Source organism: Leucobacter sp. M11, assembly GCF_035726885.1.
Taxonomy (GTDB): Bacteria; Actinomycetota; Actinomycetes; order Actinomycetales; family Microbacteriaceae; genus JAPFRB01.
Map to the genome: position 1 here is coordinate 71,046 of NZ_JAPFRB010000007.1, position 937 is coordinate 71,982.

Annotated in this window: 1 protein-coding gene; it reads left to right on the top strand. The window is 66.6% G+C overall.

Annotated features, from left to right (window positions below):
• Nucleotides 1-937, top strand: a 937-nt coding sequence (locus OOT08_RS18255; RefSeq protein WP_325094341.1) for a PHP domain-containing protein, incomplete at both ends; no start/stop codon positions are given.

Genomic DNA, 937 nt, shown 5'->3' on the forward strand with positions numbered 1-937 from the left:
CGTACACGCACATGACCCTGCTCTCGGAGAGCACCGAGGGCATGCACAACCTGTTCCGGCTCTCCAGCCTGTCCTCGATCGAGGGCCAGTACTTCAAGCCCCGCATGGACCGCGAGCTGCTCCAGACCTACGGCAAGGGCATCATCGCGACGACGGGCTGCCCCTCCGGGGAGATCCAGACCCGGCTGCGGCTCGGCCAGTACGACGAGGCCCGCAAGGCCGCCGCCGACTTCCAGGACATCTTCGGCAAGGAAAACTTCTTCACCGAGATCATGGATCACGGCCTGGAGATCGAGCGGCGCGTGCAGAACGACCTGCTCAAGCTGTCCCGGGATCTGAACATCCCGCTCGTCGCGACCAACGACCTGCACTACGTGCACGAGGCCGACGCGGAGGCGCACTCCGCGCTCTTGTGCGTGCAGTCCGGCTCGCGCCTGGACGACCCGAACCGCTTCCAGTTCTCCGGCAGCGGCTACTACCTGAAGACGGCCGCCGAGATGCGGCACCTGTTCCGCGACCTCCCCGAGGCCTGCGACAACACCCTGCTGATCGCGGAGCGCTGCAGCTCCGAGTTCAACACCAAGGCGAACTACATGCCGCGCTTCCCGGTGCCGCAGGGCGAAACCGAGGACTCCTGGTTCATCAAGGAGGTCGAGGCCGGGCTGCACAAGCGCTACCCGAACGGCTTCTCCGACGCGGTCCGGAAGCAGGCCGACTACGAGGCCGGGGTCATCGTGCAGATGGGCTTCCCGGGCTACTTCCTCGTCGTGGCCGACTTCATCAACTGGGCCAAGGACAACGGCATCCGCGTCGGCCCCGGCCGCGGTTCCGGAGCCGGCTCGATGGCCGCCTACGCGATGGGCATCACCGAGCTGGACCCGCTCGAGCACGGCCTGATCTTCGAGCGCTTCCTGAACCCCGATCGCGTCTCCATGCC